This is a genomic window from Kitasatospora sp. NPDC028961 (assembly GCF_055564815.1).
Genome location: NZ_JBVHVO010000028.1, coordinates 77,602 through 83,629, shown reverse-complemented (window position 1 = coordinate 83,629; position 6,028 = coordinate 77,602). Strand labels below are relative to the sequence as shown.

Sequence of the window (6,028 nt, the reverse complement as noted above, 5' to 3'; positions counted from 1 at the left end):
CCTCTCCTCCCCCCCCCCCCCCCCCCCCCCCCCCCCCCCCCTCTCCCCCCCCCCCCCCCCCCCCCCCCCCCCCCCCCCCCCCCCCGCGCCGGCGTGCTCAGTACTGCAGCGACTTGAGCTGCAGGAACTCCTCCAGGCCGGCGCGGCCCAGCTCGCGGCCGAGGCCCGAGTTCTTGTAGCCGCCGAACGGGGCGAGCGGGTTGAAGCGGCCGCCGTTGAGGTCGACCTGGCCGGTGTCGAGGCGGCGGGCGAAGGCGGCGGCGGTGTCGGTGTCCGCCGCCCAGACGCCGCCGGCCAGGCCGTACTGGGTGCCGTTGGCGAGTTCGGCGGCGTGGTCCTCGTCGCGGTAGGCGAGGACGGCCAGCACCGGGCCGAAGACCTCCTCCTGGGCGACCGTCATGTCATTGGTGACGTCGGCGAGGACGGTCGGCCGGACGTAGAAGCCGGTGTCCAGACCGGCCGGGGCGTCCGCCCCGCCGACGACCAGCCGGGCGCCCTCGGCGAGCGCGCCGGTGATGTAGCCGCGCACCCGCTCCCGCTGCCGGGCGCTGACCACCGGGCCGATCCGGGTCCGCGAGTCGGCCGGATCGCCCGGGAGGTACTTGGCGGCGGCCTTCGCGGCGAGTCCGACCGCCTCCTCGTACTGGTCCTGGTGCACCAGCAGCCTGGTCCAGGCGCTGCACGTCTGACCGGAGTTGGCGAACACGTTGGCGACGTTGACGTTGACCGCCCGGGCCAGGTCGGCGCCGGGCAGCACCACGTTGGCCGACTTCCCGCCCAGCTCCAGCGCGACCCGCTTGATGCCCCGCCCGGCGGTCTCGGCGACGGTCCGGCCCACGGCGGTGGAGCCGGTGAACGAGACCACGTCCACCTCCGGGTGCCCGACCAGGGCCGCGCCCGCCACCGCACCGGTGCCGGTGACCAGGTTGAACACCCCGGCGGGGAAGCCCGCTTCGTGGACCAGCCGCGCGAACAGCCGGGCGACCAGCGGGGCGTCCTCGGCGGGCTTGAGCACCACCGGGCAGCCGGCCGCCAGGGCCGGCACGACCTTGGCCACGATCTGGTGCAGCGGGTAGTTCCACGGCGTGATCGCCGCGACCACCCCGGCCGGCTCGGCGAGCACCACCGAGTTCCCGATCCGCTCCTCGAAGGGGTACTCGGCGAGCAGCGCGAGGTAGGAACCGGCCACGGCCAGCGGCAGGCCGGCGTGCACGGCGGTCGCGAAGCCGATCGGCGCGCCCAGCTCGGCGACCACCGTGTCGGCTATCTCCTCCTGGCACCCGGCCAGGCCGTCCCGCAGCCGGGTGAGCAGCGCCAGCCGCTCCTCGCGGGAGGTGGCGGCCCAACTCCGGGCCGCCCGGCGGGCGGCGGCCACGGCAGCGGCGACGTCGGCCGTGCCGCCGGCGGGGACGGTGGCGAGCACCTGTTCGGTCGCCGGGTTCAGTACCGTGATCGACCCGGCGTCCAGCGAGGGCCGCCATTCGCCGTCGATGTACTGGTCGCCGTACTGGGTGCCCTGCTCCGCGTCCTGCTGCACCGGGTGGTCCTCTCATCGGATCGTCCGCCCGAGGAGCCGCGCGGGGCCGCCGCTGGGGGCCGCCGGAGGTCGCTCGGGGGTCGCTGGGGGTCGCTGGCCAAAGGGCCAGTCAAGGCCGCCCGGGCAGCCCGGCGCAAGAGCCGGACCCCCCTACTGCCCGGCCTCCTACCTCTCCGGCCCCTACCGCCCCGGGGATGGTGACAAAACGGGCACGCGAGCGGCAGTATGGACGAACCGGTCCTCCCGGGCCGCCGTCCCGCCGAGTGCTCACAAACGCGCACCGGACGAAAACGTTCGTGCGACATCTCCTCAACTCCGGACAGCGGACGGTAGATTGCGGCGCACTCCGGTGTGCGTCACTACCGTGGGCAGCGGGTTCGAACGGCGTCCGCCCACGCCGGTCCGCAGGCTGCTCCGGAAGGCCGGGCGGTGACGTCCGTCGCCGGCCCGCGCACCCGTGCGGCGGGCGGGTCCGCGCCGGAGGTCGTTCCCAGTGGTCGTCCGCACCGTGTGAGGAGCAACTTCGTGACCGACGCCGCGCTGAGCGCCGAGCAGTACCGGCCCACCGAGCCGGGCCGGCTCGATGACGTCCCCGGCTGGTTCTGGGACCACGACCGCCACCTCTTCGAGTGGTTCCTCGACCGCCAGGAGAAGGCGGGCGTCACCGGGGACCTGCTGGAGATGGGCGCCTACCTGGGGCGCAGCGCGATCGTGATCGGCGACCACCGGCAGCCCACCGAGACCTTCACGGTCTGCGACCTCTTCGACTCGGACGCCCCGGACGACGAGAACGCCGCCGAGATGTCCATGTCCTACCGGAAGTCGCTCACCCGGAAGGCGTTCGAGTCCAACTACCTGTCCTTCCACGACGCACTGCCGGAGATCATCCAGGCGCCCACCTCGGCACTGGCCGACGGCCGCCTCCCGGCCGGCGCGTTCCGCTTCGTCCACATCGACGCCTCGCACCTCTACGAGCACGTGGTGGACGACCTCCGGGTGGCCCGGGCGGCGCTCCAGCCGGAGGGCGTGGTGGTCCTGGACGACTACCGCTCCGCGCACACCCCGGGCGTCGCCGCCGCCACCTGGGAGGCGGTGTTCAACGGGGGCCTCACCCCGATCGTGCTGAGCGAGAGCAAGTTCTACGGCACCTGGGGCGATCCGGAGCCCGCCCGGCGCGCCCTGCTGGCCCGGACCGGGCTGGCCGAGGGCGTCCAGCTCGCCGTCGAGCACCTGAACGGCCAGCGGGTGGTCCGGGTCGGCGGCAGCTCCCACGGCATCGCCCCGTTCCGTCCCTCGCGCCACCACGACCGGCTGGCCGCCGAGGCCGCCCGCCGGGAGGCGGAACGGGCGGAGGCGGAGGCCCTGCGCGCCCAGCAGGAGGCCGACGTCGACCTCGCCGTCCGCCGCGCCCGCGCCGCCGAACGCCGCCGCCCCGCCAACGTCGCCAAACGCGTCGCGGGCGACCTCCTCCCCCCGGTCCTCACCGCCGCCATCCGCCGCGCCCGCCGCGGCTGACCACCCCGGCGCGCGCGTCCGCACCACGCCGAAGGGGCGTGCCGGCGGGTCGGCACGCCCCTTCGGCGTGGTGCGGCGGGTCGGTCAGACCCGGGAGGCCTCGCCGGTCTGGCGGGGCAGGGTGGCCGCGGGGCCGGCGGCATCGGCGGCGGCCGTCTCGGCCAGTTCCCGCTTGACGGCGGCCAGCGAGGGGTTGGCCCAGGCGCTGGCCACGCCCCAGCGGTAGAAGGCGAGCCCGATCAGGGCGACGATCAGCAGGTCCCAGCCCTCGGGGAGGTAGCCCCGGCCGCCGAAGTCCTCGCTGCCGGCCCAGGAGACGGCGGCCATCACGAACAGGTAGGCGATCATCCAGGCGCCGGCCTTGAGGTGCGGCTTGAGCTCGGCCCACGGCTTGCGCAGCTCGTACCAGGCCCAGATCGGCAGGCCGGCGGCCATCAGCAGGATGACCTTGCCGGTCAGCGGCCAGCGGGCCCAGTAGAGCACCAGCGAGCCGAAGACCATCGCCACCGGGGCGATCACCGGCATCGCGCGCAGCCGGACCGGTCGCGGCAGCTCGGGGGCGAGGCGGCGCAGCGCCATCACCGCGACCGGGCCGGTGACGTACGAGATCACGGTGGCGACCGAGACGATCTCGGCGAGCGAGCCCCAGCCGCGGAAGACCGCCAGGAAGAGGAAGGCGATCAGCAGGTTGAGCAGCAGAGCCGGGCGCGGGATGCCGGTCCTGGGGTCGACCCGGCCGAAGATCCTGGGCAGGTGGCCGTTCTCCTGCACGCCGTGGATCATGCGCGAGGTGGTGGCAGCGTAGATCATGCCGGTGCCGCTGGGGGAGACGAAGGCGTCCGCGTACAGCAGCAGCGCGAGCCAGTTGAGGCCCCAGGCGATCGACAGGTCGGCCAGCGGCGAGGTGTAGCCGAGCCCGCTCCAGCCGTTGCTCAGGTCCGCCGTCGGGACGGCGCCGAGGAAGGCCACCTGCAGCGCGACGTAGATCACCAGGGCGATCAGGATCGAGCCGATCACGGCCTTGGGCAGCGACTTGCCGGGGTCGCGGGCCTCGCCGGCCAGGTTCAGCGGGGACTGGAACCCGTTGAAGGCCCAGACGATGCCGGAGACGGCGACCGCCGTGAACACCGCGCTCCAGCCGTTCGGCGCGAAGCCGCCGTGGTCCGTGAAGTGGGCGGTGTCGAAGTGCGCCAGCAGCAGGGCGCCCGCGGTCAGCGTCGGCACGACCACCTTGAACACGGTGATCGCGGTGTTGGTCTTGGCGAACAGCGTGATCGCGAACCAGTTCAGCGCGAAGTAGCCGACCAGCAGCACGCTCGCCACGGCGACCCCGCTGACCGAGAGCTCCTCGCCGTCGAACAGGCCCTTCGCCCACCCGAAGTGCCAGGAGCTCATGTACTGCACCGAGGCGGTGGCCTCGCCGGGGATCACCGAGACGATGGCGATCCAGTTGGCCCAGGCCGCCAGGTACCCGGCGAGCGAGCCGTGCGAGTACTGCCCGTACCGCACCATCCCGCCGGCCTTGGGGAACATCGACCCGAGCTCGCTGTAGGTCAGCGCGATGGTGAGCGCGACCGCGGCGCCGATCACCCAGGCGACGATCGAGGCCGGTCCGGCGAGCCGGGCGGCCCGCTCGGCACCGAAGAGCCAGCCGGAGCCGATGATCGAGCCGAGGCCCACGGCGGTGAGACTGATGGTGCCGAGCGAACGGCGGTAGTGCTGATGGGAAGCCGTCGTCGACTCAGGCGCGCTCAACGTATCGGTCCTCTGTCTCCTGGGGTTCCGGACAAACGCACAGCAGACTATGGTGCGAAATAGGACGAAAACCTCAGATGAAGCTCAGATCATCCGATTGTTGCCATCTCGTGTCCGAAGATCGGACACGTACGGACCCCCGGTGGCCTCGATCCGCAGTACCCCTGTGCCCCTGTGCCGCCCCATTGCCGCAGAGCCACCGGCGCGGGCTCCCGCCGACCCGTCCGGGCAAAAAGAAATTCCCCGCCGAAACTCTTTCGAGTTCCTGCGGGGAATTGTTCTGGTGTCCGAGGGGGGACTTGAACCCCCACGCCCGATAAAGGGCACTAGCACCTCAAGCTAGCGCGTCTGCCATTCCGCCACCCGGACAGGGTGTGTGCTTCGGGGACTTTCTGCTCGCCCCCTCGGCGACAGAGAGAACATTACCAGGGTTCTGGAGTGCTTCTCACCTGCGTTTCCCCGGTGGGGACCACCGGGGTGGCGGGGATGGGTCGCAGGACTGAGCGAAGCGGTGGTTCAGGGGCGGGAAGTGGTCGGACTGTGACCGGCGGGCGGTCGGGAGCGGGCGGGAGTGGTCCGACACGGGCAAGTTGTCGACGGTGCGGCCGTGCCGGGGGCGGCTCTCCTAGCCTCTGTGGACCGAGGGCGCCATGAGCGGAACGCCTGATTCCCGGGGTCGCGGACGAAGGGCGGCTGGACGTGGAGCAGATCAGCGGGGCGGCGGAGGCCGAGCCCAGACGTGTGGCGTCCGGATGCCCGGCATCCGGACGCGCCGGGAGTGGGCCGGCCGAAGGGGTGTGGCGGTTCCCGGTGCCGGCGGTGGAGGCCTCGGTGCCGCGGACCAGGCACGCGGTGCGGGACCGGCTGCTGGCCCAGGGGATGGCGGGGGTGCGCTACCAGGAGCTGGTGGACGACCTGCTGCTGATCGTCTCGGAGCTGGTGGGCAATGCCGTGACGCACGCCGCCGAGCTGTCGCCGGAGGTGACCACCGAACTCGTGGTCGGAGCGGGCTGGGTCCGGGTGTCGGTCGAGGACGGCGACCCGTACCGGCCGAAGGCCCTGGAGAGCGACGCCGGGCGGACCGGCGGGCGGGGGCTGCTGCTGGTGAAGAGCGTCACCCTGCAGGCGGGCGGGGTCTGCGACGTGGAGCGGACGGGGGAGGGCGGCAAAGTGGTCTGGGCCTCGCTGCCCATCCCCCGGGAGGACACGCGGTAGCGGGTG

The 6,028-nt window shown here is 73.1% G+C and carries 4 protein-coding genes and 1 tRNA gene; 2 read left to right on the top strand and 3 right to left on the bottom strand.

Translation table 11 applies throughout. The features are described 5' to 3' along the window. Positions 1-97: 97 nt before the first annotated feature. A complete protein-coding gene (locus ACZ4UX_RS31170; protein ID WP_465709058.1) occupies positions 98-1,537 on the bottom strand; it encodes an aldehyde dehydrogenase family protein in 1,440 nt (479 codons plus the stop codon). 525 nt (positions 1,538-2,062) lie between these two features. Here ACZ4UX_RS31170 and ACZ4UX_RS31165 point away from each other — a divergent pair. Then, positions 2,063-3,052, top strand: coding sequence for a class I SAM-dependent methyltransferase (locus ACZ4UX_RS31165; RefSeq protein WP_465709057.1), 990 nt, complete (start codon positions 2,063-2,065; stop codon positions 3,050-3,052). An 84-nt stretch (positions 3,053-3,136) separates the two neighbouring features. On the opposite strand, the gene ACZ4UX_RS31160 is transcribed toward ACZ4UX_RS31165, so the two are convergent. Together ACZ4UX_RS31160 and ACZ4UX_RS31155 are read right to left on the bottom strand one after the other, a co-directional pair. Continuing rightward, positions 3,137-4,807 (bottom strand): APC family permease, encoded by a 1,671-nt coding sequence (locus tag ACZ4UX_RS31160; protein WP_465709056.1) that lies wholly within the window; start codon positions 4,805-4,807, stop codon positions 3,137-3,139. A 281-nt stretch (positions 4,808-5,088) separates the two neighbouring features. Further along, positions 5,089-5,176: transfer RNA gene (locus ACZ4UX_RS31155), tRNA-Leu, on the bottom strand. Positions 5,177-5,548: 372 nt separating this feature from the next. On the opposite strand from ACZ4UX_RS31155, the gene ACZ4UX_RS31150 reads away from it, so the two are divergent. Beyond that, positions 5,549-6,022 (top strand): ATP-binding protein, encoded by a 474-nt coding sequence (locus ACZ4UX_RS31150; protein ID WP_465709070.1) that lies wholly within the window; start codon positions 5,549-5,551, stop codon positions 6,020-6,022. Positions 6,023-6,028: the final 6 nt, after the last annotated feature.